The organism is Nostoc favosum CHAB5714 (assembly GCF_020829495.1).
In the GTDB taxonomy this organism is placed as follows: domain Bacteria; phylum Cyanobacteriota; class Cyanobacteriia; order Cyanobacteriales; family Nostocaceae; genus Nostoc; species Nostoc favosum.
In genome coordinates, this window is sequence record NZ_JAIVFQ010000025.1 from 68176 (window position 1) to 86751 (window position 18576).

Consider the following 18576-nt stretch of genomic DNA (forward strand, 5'->3'; position numbering starts at 1 on the left):
ATGTCCGTGAGTACATCTAGAAGTGAGCTACAAGTAACCGGGGCAGATGGTGACACTCAATTAGTGAAGTCATCTGTTTATAAAACTGAATCTACCAACAGTGAGCTATCAAATGAGTCACTCTTGGTAACACCAATTGCCGAATCTATTTTAAACTACCCACCAGTTCAGGAAAACACCGTTCCCTATAGTGAGTTACTAGGTGAGCCACTAGCTAATTCGCTGGAGACAGTCATCAGTAAGCTATCAAGTGAGCCACTATCTGGTCTACCATTGGTCAAAGAAAATAATCATCTCAAACTATCATCGCTCAATAGTGAGCCACTCGACGACTTACCTGATAGCTCACTAGAGAAAACCGAAAGTAAAAATTCCCTTCAAGTACCACTTCACCTCACTGGTGCAGCTTTAGCAAGAAGATTAAATGTTTCTCCCAGCACCCTTCGTCATAAGAAAAATGCTCCCAATTTTGGGCAATGGACTTCTCTTCATGATCCAGATGGAATTGCTTGGCATTTTAATGGTGAAAAATTTATTGAAAAACCCTCACCCGAAGACAGCAAAACCCCTTGAGTACAAAATTACTCAAAGGGGTTAACGATATTCAAACTATTGTTTTCGGCTCACTATCAAACTGGTATTATTCAGATTTAACTGGTACGCGGCGGATTTTTTCACGTAAAGTCTCTAAAACTTCGGGTGTGACTATATACCACCAAGGGCTTCTAGGAGTTTCTTGGAATGCCTGAATAATTCCTTTGTCTCGCCAGTAATAGACAGTATGAATTCCAACACCAAGTTTTTCAGCCAGGGCACTAGTGGAATAATAACCTTCTGGACTAACCCCTAAGTGTGCTACTTGTGGGTTACTTAAAGGCTTTTCAATCCCAAACTGACAACGAATCCAGGCGACACCTTTTTTTGTAAAAGCACGCCCAGTACCACCCACCAAACCTCGGCGATTGAGTTCATGAGCAATTTCGCTATCAGTTCGACCCACAGCTAATTCTTTAATGAGTTGAATGACTTGGTTGGGTGTTCGGAATTTTTCTGCATTTGTTGGGCGTGTCGCAATCAATTCACTTGTAACTCCTGTATGCCAGAGTATTTGGACACGAGTGGAACGTTCTGGAGCATCAATTGGGGTAATAGCAACTTGTTTTACTAACAACCCTAATATCTCTTTACGCTCAAGGTTCGTAGTAGTACTGGCGTGCCAAAGTGTGGGAATATCGTTGGCTAACTGTAAAATTTGTTGCCGTTGCACTGCTGTTAATTCCAGCCGTTGTACTTGACGGGCTTTTTGGTATGCCTCTTCTAACTCTGCTAACTGTTGTAATTTTTCATTCCATCTCTTTTCTAGTGTACGGGCTACTAAACGATTTTCTGGCTCGGTTGCATCATATTGTCGAAAAGCTCTTTCAGCTTCGTAACGTGCCCTTTCCAGTCGCAGTTGCCATGTTTTATCTGCCTCATCTGCAATATTTTCAAGTTCAGATAGGACAGCAAGAGAAATATCTAGTTGCTCGTCCGTAAAAGCTGACAGCACATGAGCGGAAACGGCTGTATCAATTGCTGCTCCCGCAACGCTCCAGCAAGCACCGACGCTACCATCTTGTTTACGAGCTTGGGTACATTCGTAAGCTGCTCTACAACCACCAGTACCGTGGTAGCGAGGACTCATACGGCGACCGCATTTACCACAAATTACTAAACCTTGGAGGAGAGCAAAGCCCTCTCTAGGTGTACCTGGACATCCATCTGATAAAGAAATTGGGCAATTGCGTCTGAGTCGCTCACAATTAGACAAATATTCTGGCCAACTAATGTAAGCTTCATGAGCGTTGTGGATGATTACTTTCCATTCTTCTTGGGGTAGTTGCTGGATTTTAACCTTTTTTATTTGTCCAGCCTCAATTACATTAAAACTGCGTCGCCTACCATACACGTATGTTCCTGTGTAAGTTGGGTTGTGCAGTAGGGCAGTTATACGACTAAGGTTGGCTGGGCCCCAATGAAGTGTACCAATATCCCCAGGTCGCCAACGTCTTCTTGGGAAAGGAATTTGGTTTACACAAAAGTAGCGCATCACCTTAAATGCTGTTCTAAGTTCGCGGAACTTTTGAAAGGCTAACTGTATTGCGGCAACTACACCTTCATCTGGGTCTAGCACCAATTTCCCTTCGGGGTCGTAGACATAGCCAGTAGGGGGAGAACAGCGCAACTCTCCTTTTTTAGCTTTATTGAGTTTGGCTCCTTGTAACCGTAAGCGCATACCATGTAGTTCCGTGTGGCTCCAAGTTCCCTTAAACCCTAGTATCACTCGGTCATTAAAATCATTTGGGTCGTAAATCCCATCGTGGTCAATTACCAAGGTGTCTGTAAGGGCACAGATATCTAAAAGTTTATGCCAATCTGCTTGGGAACGAGAAAATCTTGAGGCTTCCAGAGCCAAAACAGCCCCCACTTCCCCTAAACCAACAGCAGCCATTAGTCGATGAAAATCTTCGCGTCCTGTTGTAGTTTGACCACTTTTACCAAGGTCACTATCCAATACGGATATTTGACTCTTGTCCCAACCCAAGGTTAATGCACGGTCAGCTAGAGCATATTGTCTTTCCGTACTTTCACGGTTAAATTCTACCTGAGTGGGTGTTGACTGTCTTAAATACACAACGGCACGGCGTTCCAGATGGGTTGAACTAATTTTATTATTCATCTGGTTCACTCCTAGTTATCGCTTTCTCTGTCTGTTGAGTGGAGAGTATTTTGTCCACTAACCGTGCTGTTAGCTTTATAAGGCGACTTAGCCTTTCTTCGTTTTTGGCTTGAGCGGTTGCTAGTAGATGCTTTTTTCTCATTTTTTTTCTTGTGTTCGACTTCAATATCATCAAGAACACAAGAAGATTCGGACGTTATAATTTGCGATCGCCCTGCTACCCATTCGCTTAATCGCAGTAATTTCTCAGGTAAAAACTTCCCGACTGTTTGGACTGTGAAAGCTTGCTGTGTCCATAGGTCGGTTTCCGTGGCTGGTAGAGACAAAAATCCTCCCAAAGGACTTTCTACAGTTACTTTAGTCTCTTGGCCAACTTTACGAATTTGCTGTATTACAACAGACTGACCACATAACGGGTGGATGGGATTGATGATGGTGACACAACTTCCCAAAAGTGACTTGAAGTTATGTGCAGTCTTACTGTACTGTTCCCACCATTGCAGACAGAGCATGGCAATGCCTTGCAAAATATGCTTTGGAACCAGCACACGAAGCAACATTCCATGCAAGGAGCTACGGATTTAGGACAGGACGCTCGACGCACGATGCTCAGAAAATCCTGTTTACAAATCTACAATCCAATCACCACGGAAAAGATAAACGAGTCATTGAGCTTGATATCGAAAAATGCTTCGACAGGATTTGCCACAAAGCAATTATGGATCATCTGATTGCCCCTAAAGGGCTAAAACTCGGTATATTCCGATGCCTAAAAGCAGGAGTGAATCCAGAATTTCCGGAACAAGGAACGCCGCAAGGTGGAGTGGTAAGTCCGCTTTTAGCTAACATCGCACTCAACGGAATTGAGGAAATTCACAACTCGGTAAGATATGCCGACGACATGGTATTTATCCTCAAGCCAGAAGACGATGCCAACATAATACAAGCCAAAATCAGCCAATTCCTAGCAGACAGGGGAATGAATATCAGCCAGAAGAAGACCAAGCTAACCGCTACGACTTCGGGCTTTGACTTTCTTGGCTGGCACTTTAAGGTGCAGAGCAACGGAAAATTTAGATGTGTCCCTTCAGCGGACAACTTTAAAATATTCCGTCAGAAAGTAAAGCGCATTGTCAACAACTCGAATATTGGTGCTACAACAAAGGCTCTCAAATTAGCCCCTGTAGTTAGAGGATGGAGGAATTACCATCGCTACTGCAAGATGAACGGTTCACAATTCTCGTTGTACCACATCCAGCGCAGAGCATTTAGGGTGTTCAACAAGGAAACCAAACTAAACCGCGAAACTAGCAAGAAATTGCTAGATAAAGCGTTCCCCAAGGTTTCCTACTCCGAAAACAAACACGTCAACGTCAAAGGCACAAAATCACCTTTTGATGGAGACATCGCCTACTGGAGTCAACGTAACAGCAAACTCTACGACGGCGAAACCTCTTTTGCCTTAAAACGGCAAAACCATACTTGTGCAGCCTGTGGACTTAAACTCCTATCTGATGAGAAAGTTAACCTACATCACAAAGACGGGAACCACTCCAACTGGAAAAAGAATAATCTGATAGCAATCCATGAAAGCTGTCACGATTACCTGCACATGAGCAAACCAGAGCATCGGGAGCCGGATGCACGGAAACGCGGCATGTCCGGTTCTAACTGAGAGGTGTGGGAGATAATACTCCCCATCGACTCAACCAGGAGGAAGAAAATATATTTTTTGCCCTCTACCACAGGGTACCAGAGAAACTAAATTTATTTATGAAAAGCAAAAAAATATGTATTTCCAGACGCATAGCGCATATTTACGGCGTCCTTATTAAATCCCCTAAATTTATTTATGGGGATTCCTTCTGCCTTCTGCCTTCTGCCTTCTGCCTCCTTAACTTGACTTCTCCAGTTAATTTTTATTAAATTAAGCTAGCAAAAAAGTGATGGAGAATTCTTTTACACATCGGGTATGGCGCTGTTTACCAAGGAAAGCTGACCGTCTTTGCCATCAGTGATACTGTCAATCCCTATAATAATCTGTAAAAAACAATTCAAAAATTTAAAGTTTTTTTGATTACATAATTCTTAACTAGGGTATTTACTTAAAAAAGCATCTGTGATAATTTCATGTTGATTATCATATATCTAAAATGGGCGACGCTAAATTTAACAACTGCGTTTCTGTGTCTTAGTTTAATGATGAGTATCCATTTTACATAATTGCCATCTTACTGAGTTAAACCTTGTATAAATTATGTAATATTAACCAAGTGATAACTTATCCTCAATGTATTTACACTATACTTTAACTTTATTTTGAAAAACGCATAACAATTGTAAGCGTGTGATATAAATACAGTCCTGCAATTAGACAAACCTCCCCTGCGTACTTTTACATATTTAGACCCCGGAATTCCACAGAAGTCTTGCCACTACTAGCATAAAAGCAAACAGTGTCACTGTTAGAAAGAAATACTCCCTAATATTTTCGGCTTAATTCCTCACTTTTACTTGTTTGATATGACTTATATTAAGAACACTTTTTCGGAATTTATCAGCACCCTAGAAGGGTTTGATCACTTACCAGATGCAGCGATCGCTAATCTATCAGAACAGCTGCAAGCTTGGCGCTATCGGATAGGTCAGAAAATCATCGGTAAAGAAAGTCTCCCGGAACACATCACGATCATTTATGAGGGACAAGTGCGCCTGTTGGGATATGACCCCCAGACGCAACTGCCAATTACCCTAAAATTGCTGCAACCGGGGGAAATTATCGGCGAAATTGGTTTGTTGCGCGATGTGGCCTGTGAAACCGCGATCGCCTCCACCGAAGTAGTATGTTTAACCTTGAATGCATCGGCATATTTTAGCTTTCTGGGTTTATACCCAGCTTTTGCCAATGTTCGCAAGAACCGCAGCTATTTGGTGGAAGTTTTCGATATTCTCAGCTCGTATTGGAAACAGCAACCAATCGCTACTTTAAATTTTAAAGAAGTGGCAGAAAACGCCTCACCACAGGCGAGAATACATTACCTCCCTCCAGGGGCAACTCCATTCAACCAACTCGATAGCGAAAGGGTCTGGTTTTTGAGTGGCGGAGGTACAGTCACGAATTTCTCACCTGGCGATCGCCTAGAATCGGACAATGACAGAGACAATATCCAAGTCATAAGTCAGAACCCCGCACGGTTGGTTGGTATACATCCGTCAGATTTGATATTGGAAGATAGTCATGAGATAGTACTTGCGGTAAGTAACACTAAATCAGATAGCATAGAGGAATTAGATATTCCCTACGCATCAGACGAAATAGTTCCCCAGGCAGCCCCCCAAGCCTCAAAGAGTTCGTCAAAACAAAAATACCCGTTTTTTAGTGGTAATGGAGAATTAAATACAGCCTTCGCCTGCTTCCAAATGATCGCGAAGCACCTAGAAATGCCGTTTCGTCGAGAAGTGGTTCGCCGCATCTTAACTGAGCAAGTCAAACGTCAGGGTGTCATATCGTTTCAAGTTACTGCTTACCTGGCAGAGTTAATCGGACTGAAAGCGCAGTTGATAGAGCTACCAATCGCCTCAGTGACGCGCATTCCGACACCGGCGCTAATTCGTTATGGTGATAATTTTGCCGTTTTATATGAAGTGGATGCAAATACCGCAGTTGTGGGTGTCCCATCCAAAGGAATTGTGCGGTGCAAACCCGCTCAATTGGTTGAACAATTAGATGTTGATCCAACCGACTTTCCGCCCAAAGTTAAGGTATTACTGCTGACTGCTACCAATCAAACCCCGCAAGAGCGTTTTAGCTTACGGTGGTTTATACCCTATTTGTCACGCCACCGTCGAGTCCTGATAGAGGTCTTTATCGCTTCCTTTTTCGTGCAGTTGGCAGCGTTGGCGAATCCTCTGGTGGTTCAGTTAATTATCGACAAAGTTATCACTCAAAATAGTATTGGCACACTACATATTTTGGGGATTTTGCTCTTAGTAGTCGGACTATTTGAAGCAGTACTAACTACTTTACGAACCTACTTATTTGTCGATACCACTAACCGGATCGATATGGGTTTAGGGTCGCAAATTATTGACCACTTGTTACGTTTACCACTGCGCTACTTTGAACGGCGACCGGTGGGTGAACTTTCCACTCGCATCAACGAATTAGAAAATATCCGCCAATTCTTGACGGGTACTGCCTTAACAGTAGGGTTAGATGCTCTGTTTTCGCTGGTCTATATCGGTGTGATGCTAATTTACAGTTGGCAACTCACCTTAGTAGGCTTAAGCACAATTCCAGTATTTGTGATTATCACCTTAGTTGCTTCTCCCACCATTAGTAGACAGTTACGTGCCAAAGCCGAACGCAACGCCGAAACTCAATCTTATTTAGTAGAGGTGATGTCAGGAATTCAAACCGTAAAAGCGCAAAATATCGAATTGCGATCGCGCTTTTCTTGGCAAGAGCGTTATGCTCGGTTTGTCGCCGCTGGTTTTAAAACGGTTGTAACTTCCACCCTCGCTAACTCCACCAGCAGCTTTCTCAACAAACTCAGCAGCTTACTCGTTTTGTGGGTAGGAGCTTATCTAGTACTCCAAGGAGAATTAACTTTAGGCGAATTAATTGCCTTTAGAATTATATCGGGTTACGTCACCAGCCCAATATTGCGTTTAGCTCAACTCTGGCAAAGCTTCCAAGAAACAGCCTTGTCTCTAGAGCGTTTAAGCGATATTGTCGATACGCCACAAGAAGGAGAAACAGACCGCTACAATATACCCTTACCCACGATTAAGGGAGCTGTGAAATACGAAAATGTTTCCTTCCGTTTTGGGACGAGTGGCCCTTTGCAACTTTCTAATGTCAACCTCGAATTTGAGCCAGGGAAATTTGTCGGCATTGTCGGACAAAGTGGATCTGGTAAAAGTACGATGATGAAGTTACTGCTGAGACTTTACGAAACTGAGTCCGGCAGAATTTTGATTGATGGTTATGATATTGCCAAAGTTGAACTTTATTCACTGCGACGACAAATTGGCGTAGTTCCCCAAGAAACGTTGTTGTTTGACGGTAGCGTTCAGGAAAATATTGCCCTAACCAATCCCGATGCGACAACCGAAGAAATTATCGAAGCGGCTAAGGTTGCGTGCGCCCACGAATTTATCATGAACTTACCCAACGGTTACAACACGCGGGTGGGAGAACGGGGTTCTGCACTTTCAGGTGGACAACGACAAAGAATTGCGATCGCCCGCTCTGTTTTACAACGACCAAAATTACTGGTTTTAGATGAAGCAACCAGCGCATTAGATTATCCCACAGAGCGGCAAATATGTCTCAATTTAGCCAAAGCATTCAAGGGTGATACAGTATTTTTTATTACCCATCGACTGAACACTGTAAGTAATGCAGACATGATCGTTGTGATGGATAATAGCAGGGTTATAGAAAAAGGTAGCCATCAAGAATTAATGGCTGCTAAAGGTCATTATTTTTACCTGTATCAGCAACAAGATGTGAACTTGTAATTAGTCATTGCTGGGGGCATGGCATCAACGAAGAGGCAGGGGGAAGGGAGCAGGGAGCAGGGGGAAATGACCCCATCAAGAACTGCTCTAAAAAAAATCCAAAAATTCAAAATTCAAAATCCAAAATCGTTATGACTCAACTTAATAGGAATCACCTCAACGGCAATCAAAAAAACGGCAATCAGAAAAATGGAGTCAAGCAAGATTCATCAGTACTTACAAAACAACAGAAAGCTGCTCAACAGTCTTTAATCAACTCAAGTACTCAGGAATTTGAGCAATCTATTGTCTTGCGCCAATCTCCAATTTGGTCGCGTACAATCATGGTGACCCTAATGGCGTTAGCCTGCTTTGGGATTGCTTGGGCTTATTTGGCAAAAATTGAGCAAGTAGTGCCAGCAACAGGGCAATTGAAGCCAGAAGGAACAGTCAAAGATGTTCAGGCTCCTGTTAGTGGAGTCGTGAAAACAGTTAATGTTAAAGATGGGCAAACAGTAAAGCCAGGAGATTTGCTGCTGACTTTTGATTCCATTGCTTCTGTAGCTGAATTAGATTCTTTGAAAAAAATTCGCGTTGCATTAAATAGAGAAAACCAGATTTATCGCCGATTGATGGGTGCAAGTACCGCCACAGAATCAGAACTGTCATATTTACGCGGTAATTTGCCGCAAGAAGCTGCTTTTCTCCTGAAAAGTCGGGCAGCCTTAGTAGGAGAAAATGAATTATTACGGACTCAATTAAAAAATTCTGGTGTAGGTACTGCACTAGGGATTGATGAGCAACAACTTCTACAAGTTGCCAAAAAAGAATTAGACTCTCGATCTTCAGCAGCGCGATTAGAAGTAGAAAAAATCAAAAAACAACTAGCTCAAAATAAATATAAGCTGGAAGATAGTAAAGCAAGTTTAGCTATTCAACAGGGGATTTTAGCTAAACTGAAGATATTATCAGAAGAAGGTGGTATTTCTCAGCTTCAGTATCTCAACCAGCAACAAGAAGTACAAAACCGCACGGCAGAAGTAGCGCAATTAGGTGAGGAAGAAAAACGCCTCCAGTTTGACATAGAAAAAGGGCAACAAGAGTTAAGCAATACGGTGGCTGTTTCTGATAAAAACATTTTGGATAAGATAGCTGATAACAAACAGCGCATTGCCTCAATTGATAGCCAATTCATGAAAGTTATTTTAGATAATGAGCAGCGTTTGGCAGATATCAATAGTAAAATCTCTCAAGCACAGTTAAATGTTAAATATCAAGAACTCCGTGCGCCTGTAGCCGGAACAGTTTTCGATTTGCAAGCAAAAAACCCTGGATTTGTAGCGACTCCGACTACAAAACTGCTGCAAATAGTCCCAAATGAAAACTATATAGCTGAAGTTTTCATCACTAATAAAGATATTGGTTTTGTACGAAAAGGTATGAAGGTAGATATCAGAATTGACTCTTTTCCTTACAGCGAATTTGGCGATATCAAAGGGGAACTGGCTGGGATAGGGTCAGACGCATTACCGCCAGACCAAACACATCAGTTTTATAGATTTCCGGCAAAGCTCAATTTAGATAAACAATCTTTAGTGATTAGGGGTAAAAACGTCCCCTTGCAATCAGGTATGTCCATTAGTGCCAATATAAAAGTACGCGAAGAACGGACTGTGCTTAGTTTATTCACTGAGTTGTTTACCAAGCAAATTGATACTCTTAAAGAGGTACGTTAATATCATCATCGCTGTTTGCAGCTAAGACTTGATGTGATGGAGCGATCGCTGTTTGTAGAAGAATTTTAGTATATGTTTCAGACAGCGATCAGTACTCCTCTAATCACTGATTCACTCTTTCATTTGTGGAAAACGCATACATATACCCGTCGTTACGATGAATTGACTTACAGTACTTATGGCGAACTGGGCTAACCTTGCCATGCGCTGTCCTCATTTCAAAAACGCCACTCTCTCGAACGGTTAACCTACCAATATGAGTACCTGCAAACTTCCCTTTTGGGAGGATTGCCCGTACCATTTCGCCAGTCTGGAAACCAAAGAAAGCCTTGCAGCGTGTTCTATGCTTTGTAGGGAATCCGTATTTATTGGGTGTAGACATTTGACGGTTTCCCCACCCCTTCGCAGCGATTAACAAAGGTTGTGAGGTGAGAATATGCAAGTTTTCTACTATTCCTACACAAGCTGCATCTAACCAATGAGCTTTAGGCAGGCTGAGGCGAACACGATTATATTTAGTCCTACCGCCCGTCCCTGTTTCTACTGGCAAACCTGTTTCTTTGAGTTTGTTAAGCAATGCCCAACGAGTTGAATTGACCGCAGCAGAATCTTTAAGGGGAAGTTTGGCTTGCTTCAAAATACGGGATAGTACATCAGGCTTTTTGGCTAAGAAATCCTTGATGCCTCTGTTTCCCTTAGCTTGATTACAATCATGACAAGCTAGGGTGAGGTTTGAAATCCTGTCGCTACCTCCCTTTGATTTTGGGTGAATATGCTCAACCTCAAAAGGTAGGTTCTCAACACCACAGTAAGCGCACTTTCTGCCCCACTTTTCAAGTAAATACTCTCTGACTTCATAGCCTGCAAGTTCTCCCTGCTGGTATTTTTTACCTGATATCTCAGGATTTTGCATAGCAGCCATATCAAATTTAACCAACTCTTGAGATATCCCAGTAATCGGGACATATCGAATTAGCCGATTAACCCAAGTTAGGATGTTTTTAACTCTAGAGTTAAGGCTTGGTGCTAACCATCCATCAGGGCGAGTACGATTTAAAAATCTAGGTTGGCGGTAACGGGTGTTGCGGTTGCGTCTATTACGCCTGATGGCGCGGCGTGACTCTAAATCATTTTTGATTTGTTGCCCACGGTGGGTTAACTCAGCACCCCAGATTGCTTTATTACCTTGTACTAGTACCAACCCGGTTGTTTTAGAGCCAGGGTCAATCTTAAGTTGAATTGGTTCTATTTTTGGGTCACTAACAACGTGTTTCAAGATAATTGCGAACGGGTAACGTCGCCAAACTGCGGCAAAACCTGATTTCAGTAATCGCCTTGCTTGTCCTGGCAAGATAGGGTCAAGTGGCTGCTTGTTAGTATCAATTACGAAAACGAAATTAGACATAAGTCCTCTGATTTCTCAGGTAATGTTTTCCCCGTCAATGTTGTTAAGGCTTGTTATGTTCAGTTCACTTCTTTAGCTAAATACAGATGTTTAAAACTGAAGGATAGAGCTAAAAGCTGGAAAGCACTTTTAGGTATCGTGACCTTATCAACGTAGTCCGCGAGGGACTTAGACTGGCTACCTCTACAATGGTTTGTATTATTTGTCCACTAATGTCCACTGTTTAGCGGATAGCAAAACACCCAACCTAGTCGCCCGATATTTGCTCTACGCTAATGCCGCTACCTTCTCTAACAATCCTTGAAATAGCCTCAAGCCATCGCTATTGCCCAGCATCCCGTCAGATGCTCTTTCTGGGTGCGGCATCATCCCCAACACATTGCCCTGGCGATCGCAAATCCCAGCAATGTTGTTCAGTGAACCGTTGGGGTTTTCACCTTCATAGCGAAACACAACTTGCCCGTTATCTTCAATTTCTGCAAGAGTGGCTGCGTCAGCGTAGAATTGCCCCTCTCCGTGGGCAATGGGCAAAGTGATAACTTCACCAGTCGTATAAGCTTGTGTCCAAGGGAGATTACTACGCTCAACTTTCAAAGGGACGCGATCGCAGATAAAATGCAAATCCCGATTTCTAGTCAACACCCCTGGCAAAAGTCCAGCTTCAGTTAATACCTGAAAACCATTGCAAATACCGATTACAAACTTACCCTTTTGGGCGTGTTCGATAACCTGCTGCATCACGGGTGAAAAACGCGCGATCGCACCGCAGCGTAAATAGTCCCCGTAACTAAAGCCACCAGGAATGATAACGACATCCAAATCAGTAATGTCCGTTTCTTGATGCCAAACCATGCGAGTCGGTTGTAACAGCAAGTCTCTGGTTACATAAGCAACATCGCGATCGCAATTAGAACCTGGAAAAACAACAACACCGAATTTCATGATTAATCAAAGGGAGTGGGGAGTGGGGAGTGGGGGCAGGGGGCAGGGGGCAGGGGGAGCAGGGGGAGCAGGGGAGGATGAGGGAGATGAGGGAGATGAGGGAGATGAGGGAGATGAGGGAGAAGAATTAATAACCAATCCCCAATCCCCAATCCCCAATCCCCAATCCCCAATCCCCAATCCCTAAAATACCCCAGTCTGTGTTTCGACCTCAATCAAATCAAAGCGATAATTTTCAATCACGGGATTTGCTAGCATTTGGTCACAAATGCAATCAAGGTCTTGACGCGCTTTCTTCTCATCAGACGAAGTGATGGTGAGTTCAATGTACTTACCAATCCGCACCTGGTCAACGTTCTCGTATCCCATTTGCTTAAGACCGGATTGTACAGCCACGCCAGCAGGGTCTAAGACTGAAGGACGAAGCGTCACGAAAATTTTGGCTAGATACTTGGTTTGCACGGGCTTTTGCTGAATGCTGCGATCGCTATACTATAACTTTCTGTTCCAACTGAGTGAAAATAAGATTACGAAGCAGTTAAAGTTAATTGATCAATTAGCCCATCTAACAGCTTCAACTACAGTGGCATATTAAAATAATTGTCTATGAGAACCATACGCACCCGCAGTCAAGAGCGTATTTTCAATCTACTGAAAACCATCAAAAAAGGCATTTCCGCCCAGGATATTTATGTAGAACTACGTAACACCAATCAGAGCATGGGTTTAGCGACAGTTTATCGTTCCCTAGAAGCCTTAAAACTCGAAGGCATGGTACAAGTGCGGAATTTGGCTAATGGTGAAGCCCTCTATAGCCTAGCGCAGCAAGACAAACACCATCTTACTTGCTTGCAATGCGGTGTATCAATTCCGATTAATCAATGCCCCGTTCATGACCTAGAAGACCAGTTAGAATCCAGCCATAAGTTTAAAGTTTTTTACCACACCCTAGAGTTTTTTGGGTTGTGCAGTCAATGCCAAGTAAATCAAGCTACTGGGATTAGTCAATAGTCATATACTAATTCTATGAGAGGAATAAAGCGTGTTTTACTTCTGAATTCTGAATTTCGACTCTTGAATTCTGCTGTAATAAATGCTTTATTCAAACAAAACTCAACCAACTAAATACATCTGCAACTGTTAATCGCCAATTTTCAATAACACTCAAAATGGGTAAAATATCTTGATTTTCTTTTAATTCTGGTAATTTATTGGGTTCAAAAATCATGATTGACTCATCAGCCGAATCTATTAACCAACCTAGCTTTGCTCCATTTTGAATAGAAAATGTAATTTTGCGGATAACTCGGTTGGGTGATTGTTCTGGTGAGAGAATTTCGATTATCCAATCTGGAGAAATCTCAAATTTATTCGCAATACTACCTTTTGCATCAAGGGGGATTCTTTGCCATTCAAACACAGCAATATCTGGTACTATCGAAAGTCCGCTAAAAGTGCAGCGTAGTTCAGTAAAGGCATAAGCTAACTTTTTAGGTTTTGCAACTTGATTTATGGCAGAAGCTAATTCAATTTGTAAAGTGCTATGTTTTCCTTGTGGCATAGGTTTTTGGTATACTTGCCCGTTAAAATACTCGCTTGCGGGTTTTGTCTCTGGTAATTGTAAAAATTCTTCTACACTTATTACTGTGCTTGGCTGAATAGATAATGTCATAGTTTACAACTTATCAAAGCTTGATATTTTATCATTGGAAGAATGCAACAATTTATTGCTTAGGCGTAGCCCGTCGTAGACATCGCATTTCTTTACTGGCCATTATAACTTTATCAAATAGCCTTAACGGGAGGATCTCAATATTGCAAATATACCCGATAAGAAATAAGATTCTTGCTCCCTCTCCTTACTAAGGAGAGGCTTGGGGTGAGGTTTTACAAGACTGTTTACAAAAGTGAGATGCTCACTGCCTTAACCCCCTTGCCAAGACTCTAAGACTCTAAGGGGGAAAATTCAAAGTCTCTCTCCTTTTAGGAGAGAGAAATAGAAGAGAGGTTTTCCAGATACCTTGAAAAGTCAGGTTGTACACAAGCTAACTCTCAAAGCCAGGAATAAAACGTGTTTTACTTCTGAATTTTGCTGTAATTAATTTTGCCTAGCTACTTATTAAAAGAGAGTTAACTAGGGCGCTTATTTTCTAATCCTGGTATTTGCTTAGAAAACAACTCGTTAGAGTCAACTTGACCATTTGAGATAACGGAACGCATACCCTCAAAAGCAGCAGGAATAGTGCGCGGATCTATAAATAATACCTTGCTGCTATCGCTTCTACCAATTGTCGCGCCCATATCCAAATAGCCCAATGCAAACAGAACTTCCACTGCTTTATTGGCATTGGGATTAGTGTGGATTTTTTGGGCAATAACTTCTGCTGATTCTGCGATCGCTTGGGCTTTCAAAACCTGCTGCTGACGTTCAGCTTGAGCCTTCAAAATGATCGCCTTTTGTTCAGCTTCGGCTTGCAAAATTGTCGATTTTTGACGAGCTTCCGCATCCAGGATTTGCGCGTCAGCTTTTCCTCTGGCGCTATTGACAGCAGCTTCGCGTTCGCCCTCAGAAGTTAAAATTGCTGCCCGTTTGCGTCGTTCTGCCGACATTTGCAATTCCATCGATTCTCGCACTGCCTGAGACGGAATAATATCTCGTAGTTCTACCCGTGTCACTTTCACACCCCAAGGATCGGTAGCAACGTCCAAATCCTGTAATAAAAGTTCACTGATGTGGGAACGAGCGGTAAAAGTTTGATCCAACTCCAGTTGCCCCATTTCGGCGCGAATTTGAGTCAGCACCATGTTTACCATTGCCGACTGGAGATTTTCTACCTTGTACCAGGCTTTTTCCATATCCACGATACGCCAGTAAAACACTGCATCCACCTCAATGCCAACATTGTCACGGGTGATGCACTGTTGGGGAGGAATATCTAAGACTTTTTCGCGGATAGTTTCTCGGTAGACAATTCTATCTAGAAAAGGAATGACAAAGTTTAGTCCTGGTTCCAGTTTTTTGTTATAACTACCCAATCTTTCCACCAAAGCTTCATTACCCTGATTGACAACTTTCACAGACCCCGCTACGGCAGAACCACCAAGGGCTAAAAATACTAGTAAAAAGAACTGTTCCATTGTAAATCTCCTAATTTTTAATAGAGGGAGTGGGGGATGAGGGAGATGAGGGGGATGAGGGGGATGAGGGAGATGAGAAGGATGAAGGAGATAGATAACTCTTAACTCCTAATTCCTAACTCCTAACTCCTAACTCCCCACTCCCCACTCCCCACTCCCCATTGACTAAGAATTCAACAGATTTTCTGGTATCACAATCAAAGTAGTACCTTCTCTCCTCACCACATAAACTCTTTGATTGGGTGGTACGGTAAACTTGTCATCGTCACATCGTGCTTGCCAAGAATTTCCTTCATACCGCACCCGCCCTGTTTTACCAGGCAGAATTTCTGTTAAAGTTTCAGCTATGACTGCATCCTGAATTTTCGATTTGCGTCGTCGTGGTTGCAAAAACCGACGAGAAAGCACGATTAGTAATGTGGAAAGTAATAGCCAAACTACAACTTGCAACCATACACTTTCCAAACCCACTCCAGACAGCAGCGCCACCACAAAAGCGCTAATTCCCATCATGAAGGCGACAAACGCCGATGGTAAGAACAGTTCCATCAAACACAGAACTGCTCCTGCCAGAAGCCAGATTAAGGTAAAACTTGGCATAGCGCCATCCTAAACTCTACATTGACGTAAATGCATTTCTACGATTAGATACAGCCAGACGTAAGTTATTTACAGAAAACCAAACTTGGTATTTTTACCAAAAATTTTGATTAATTTCAGTAACAAGATGTAGCTAGCGGTACACAAATCCAGTCTATTCTAGCCTTCAAATGTTTGCCAGCTAAGGGACTTCCAAATAAAAAAATACCCAAAAATTGACGAAAAAGCTCTATCCTCCTCATTCTTCTGTGTCGCGCCAGTTGCTACAAGTCGGGGAACCGCAAGGGCGCACTGGCTTCTCTGTGTCTGGAGTGGTAGCCTGCGGCAAGCCCCTTTGCGTCTACGTTTATTTGGGTAATTTATTTCTTGGAAGTCCCTAAACTTAATCGAAGTTCATTTGTTGATTAGTTTGTTAAATTTATACCTTTATGATTTCTACTCAACTGATAATTTATTGTATAAATCCACGCTGTAATAGCCCCATTAATCCTATTGGAGATAGCGTTTGTGCCACTTGTCAAACTCCTTTAGTTCACCGCTATCTTTGGGCTACTGGCTCATTGTCTGCCAAAATATCACCAGGTACGAGGGTAGCACATAGGTATGAGGTAATTAGTCCCCAGATTTGGCTGGATACTCAACCGGGACTACCGCCAGATGTACCTGAAGAATTATCAACGCAAGTAATTCCTTACCTACGATTATATCAAGAGCAATTACATCTCCCCCAGGCTTATGGGTTTGCTAGTAACTTTGAGGAAGATACAACTGATATCCTCTTATTAGAAAATGTGCCGATAGATGAGAGAGGAAATATCTATCCAACTATTGTTGAGGCATGGGAGCAAGCAACGGCGGTACGACAAGTTTATTGGCTGTGGCAAATTCTCCAACTTTGGACACCTTTATCAGAATTGGGACTTAGCCGCAGTTTACTAGTAGTAGACAATTTGAGAGTTCAAGGTTGGTGTGTGCGACTGTTGGAACTCTACCAAACACCAGCAGATGAGAAACTGAGTTTACGAAATCTGGGGGAGTGTTGGCAGTTTTGGGTAGCGTCTGCAAAGGCATCAGTAGCCAAAGGGTTACAAAAAATAGTCCAGCAAATGTGTGAAACTGAGGTTGAGTTAGAGACTATTAATATTCAACTCAATAATTTACTATTAGCATCTGCTGGAGAATTGCCATTAGTTTTGAAGGTGGCAGGCTCTACAGATATTGGCCCAATTATGGCGCAAAATGAAGACGCTTGCTATCCCAATGCTTTGAGTGACTTAGATGAACCTTTATTGCAGCACTTGTCGATTGTTTGCGATGGCATTGGCGGACACGAAGGCGGCGAGGTTGCCAGTAAGTTGGCAGTGGAGTCTGTAAAGTTGCAAATTCGCGCTTTACTCAAGGAGGTTACAGAACAAACTGTACTTGTACCACCAGAGTTGTTGCAAGAACAATTAGAAGCAAGCTTACGGGTGGTAAATAATCTGATTTGTGCCCGCAATAATCAGCAAAAACGCCAAGGCAGAGAACGCATGGCTACAACCATCGTCATGGCGGTGCAAGTTCCACAACCAGTACAAACGAGTACTGGGTGGCAATCAAATAATACCCATGAACTTTACTTGGCTAATGTTGGCGATAGCCGTGCCTATTGGATTACTCGTAATTATTGTCAGCTTCTGACAGTAGATGATGATGTGGCAACGCGAGAAGTACGCTATGCTAAAAGCTTATATCGAAAGGCACTTTTGAGAGCAGATGCTAGTGCCTTAACTCAAGCATTAGGCACAAGAGATTCAGAATCTTTGCGTCTTAAAGTTCAGCGATTCATTATAGAAGAAGATGGCATATTGCTACTTTGTTCTGATGGTTTAAGTGACAAGAATTGGGTGGAACAATCTTGGCAAGATTATGCAATACCTGTGTTAACAGGTGAACTGACAGTTGAAGATGCTGTTCGCAACTGGATTGACTTAGCAAACGAAAAAAATGGGCGTGATAATACGTCGGTTGTTCTCACTTATTGCCGTGTCTCCCCAGAATACTTAGTACCTGTGACTCCGGCGTTGCCAGAAGAGATTATAGAAGCAGAAATACAAGAAGAACAAGAGGAACTAGAAGAACTAGAAGAAGCAATTTCTTTTACAGAAACTTCGCAAGCTTTGCTAGATTTGGATCTAGATTTGGATCTTTCAGAAGAACCAGTTCTGAGCTTTGAAATTCCACCAACTTTAATTAAAAAACCTAATCGGGCTAAAGGTTTGGTAATGCTGGGGGGAGTGTTGGCGTTGCTTGTGGGGGGTACAAGTCTGGGATTATTTGCTTGGTGGCAAATTAATCCTCAAGGATTTCAGCAGATGTGTCGGCAACTTCCTCAAAGAGTGCAGCAACTGTGTCCGACTGGGAAGTAATATCATGTCCGGATAATCGCTTACGATAGAAGTAGTGAGTGCAAAGATGACTAATGCCGAAACGAATTAGTGTAGCTACACATCTAAGTATTGAAGAGCTAGAACAACGTTACCGTCAAGCTA

The 18576-nt window shown here is 42.6% G+C and carries 14 protein-coding genes and 1 pseudogene; 7 read left to right on the top strand and 8 right to left on the bottom strand.

What is annotated here, in order from left to right; genetic code table 11:
• Positions 1–573, top strand: coding sequence for a hypothetical protein (locus LC586_RS17955; RefSeq protein WP_229486103.1), 573 nt, complete (start codon positions 1–3; stop codon positions 571–573).
• Between the two features lie 67 nt (positions 574–640).
• Here the strand turns inward: LC586_RS17955 and LC586_RS17960 are convergent, their stop codons facing one another.
• Positions 641–2719: a recombinase family protein gene (locus LC586_RS17960; protein WP_229486104.1), complete on the bottom strand. Its 2079-nt coding sequence runs from the start codon at positions 2717–2719 to the stop codon at positions 641–643.
• Positions 2720–2730: 11 nt separating this feature from the next.
• A complete protein-coding gene (locus tag LC586_RS17965) occupies positions 2731–3231 on the bottom strand; it encodes a DUF5372 family protein (protein WP_229486105.1) in 501 nt (166 codons plus the stop codon).
• Between LC586_RS17965 and LC586_RS17970 the strand changes: the two are divergent.
• The 3 genes and pseudogenes from LC586_RS17970 to LC586_RS17980 form a co-directional block, all read left to right on the top strand.
• Positions 3207–4394 (top strand): annotated as a pseudogene (locus LC586_RS17970) (group II intron reverse transcriptase); the annotation flags it as partial. The gene LC586_RS17965 and the pseudogene LC586_RS17970 overlap by 25 nt on opposite strands.
• A gap of 848 nt (positions 4395–5242) precedes the next feature.
• A complete protein-coding gene (locus LC586_RS17975; RefSeq protein WP_229486106.1) occupies positions 5243–8245 on the top strand; it encodes a peptidase domain-containing ABC transporter in 3003 nt (1000 codons plus the stop codon).
• 131 nt (positions 8246–8376) lie between these two features.
• Positions 8377–9960 carry a beta-barrel domain-containing protein gene (locus LC586_RS17980; protein WP_229486107.1) on the top strand — a complete coding sequence of 528 codons (1584 nt, stop codon included), beginning with the start codon at positions 8377–8379 and terminating at the stop codon, positions 9958–9960.
• A gap of 103 nt (positions 9961–10063) precedes the next feature.
• On the opposite strand, the gene iscB is transcribed toward LC586_RS17980, so the two are convergent.
• Both iscB and purQ read right to left on the bottom strand, forming a co-directional pair.
• The gene (gene iscB, locus LC586_RS17985; RefSeq protein WP_229486108.1) at positions 10064–11365 is read right to left on the bottom strand and encodes an RNA-guided endonuclease IscB; all 1302 of its coding nucleotides are present in this window, start codon (positions 11363–11365) and stop codon (positions 10064–10066) included.
• Between the two features lie 267 nt (positions 11366–11632).
• Positions 11633–12307 carry a phosphoribosylformylglycinamidine synthase subunit PurQ gene (purQ, locus tag LC586_RS17990; RefSeq protein ID WP_229486109.1) on the bottom strand — a complete coding sequence of 225 codons (675 nt, stop codon included), beginning with the start codon at positions 12305–12307 and terminating at the stop codon, positions 11633–11635.
• Between the two features lie 22 nt (positions 12308–12329).
• Between purQ and LC586_RS17995 the strand changes: the two genes are divergently transcribed.
• Positions 12330–12494, top strand: coding sequence for a hypothetical protein (locus LC586_RS17995; protein ID WP_229486110.1), 165 nt, complete (start codon positions 12330–12332; stop codon positions 12492–12494).
• Here LC586_RS17995 and purS read toward each other — a convergent pair.
• Positions 12491–12769: a phosphoribosylformylglycinamidine synthase subunit PurS gene (purS, locus tag LC586_RS18000; RefSeq protein ID WP_229486111.1), complete on the bottom strand. Its 279-nt coding sequence runs from the start codon at positions 12767–12769 to the stop codon at positions 12491–12493. The genes LC586_RS17995 and purS overlap by 4 nt on opposite strands.
• 144 nt (positions 12770–12913) lie before the next feature.
• Between purS and LC586_RS18005 the strand changes: the two genes are divergently transcribed.
• The gene (locus LC586_RS18005; protein WP_229486112.1) at positions 12914–13318 is read left to right on the top strand and encodes a Fur family transcriptional regulator; all 405 of its coding nucleotides are present in this window, start codon (positions 12914–12916) and stop codon (positions 13316–13318) included.
• A gap of 91 nt (positions 13319–13409) precedes the next feature.
• Here LC586_RS18005 and LC586_RS18010 read toward each other — a convergent pair whose 3' ends face one another.
• The 3 genes from LC586_RS18010 to LC586_RS18020 all read right to left on the bottom strand — a co-directional run bounded on the left by LC586_RS18010 (position 13410) and on the right by LC586_RS18020 (position 16045).
• Entirely contained in the window at positions 13410–13979 is a 570-nt protein-coding gene (locus tag LC586_RS18010) for a Uma2 family endonuclease (RefSeq protein ID WP_229486113.1), read from the bottom strand.
• Positions 13980–14437: 458 nt separating this feature from the next.
• Positions 14438–15445 (bottom strand): SPFH domain-containing protein, encoded by a 1008-nt coding sequence (locus LC586_RS18015; protein WP_229486114.1) that lies wholly within the window; start codon positions 15443–15445, stop codon positions 14438–14440.
• 165 nt (positions 15446–15610) lie between these two features.
• Positions 15611–16045: an NfeD family protein gene (locus tag LC586_RS18020; RefSeq protein ID WP_229486115.1), complete on the bottom strand. Its 435-nt coding sequence runs from the start codon at positions 16043–16045 to the stop codon at positions 15611–15613.
• A 428-nt stretch (positions 16046–16473) separates the two neighbouring features.
• Between LC586_RS18020 and LC586_RS18025 the strand changes: the two genes are divergently transcribed.
• Positions 16474–18453, top strand: coding sequence for a 4-Cys prefix domain-containing protein (locus tag LC586_RS18025; protein WP_229486116.1), 1980 nt, complete (start codon positions 16474–16476; stop codon positions 18451–18453).
• Positions 18454–18576: the final 123 nt, after the last annotated feature.